Here is a 237-nt window from a genome sequence, read left to right as displayed (position 1 = left end):
GGCATCAATGGATTGCACCGTCATGAGTAACAGTATTGCAAAAGCGCAAAATGCCCAGAAGGAAATGCCCAGCTCAATTTGGGCGATGCCCGCCACTTTAATTAGGCTTACCAATGCGCCAATGATAAATACATCGGCCATCATCCATGGGGCGAGGTGTGCCAGTGAGCGAGCAATATCACGGCTAAAGGGCATGGGGCGAGATCGCAATAAGCCAAACTGGAGCCAGACAACGCC

1 protein-coding gene is annotated in these 237 nt (G+C 51.5%); it reads right to left on the bottom strand.

What is annotated here, in order from left to right:
* Positions 1 to 237: paraquat-inducible protein A (locus tag SB753_RS41255; protein ID WP_410805711.1), on the bottom strand; the 237-nt coding region annotated here is incomplete at both ends.

Source organism: Paraburkholderia sp. SIMBA_053 (genome assembly GCF_046534895.1).
GTDB lineage: Bacteria > Pseudomonadota > Gammaproteobacteria > Burkholderiales > Burkholderiaceae > Paraburkholderia > Paraburkholderia caledonica.
Note: the sequence above shows the minus strand (reverse complement) of the source record. Positions and strands in the feature narration are given on the sequence as shown.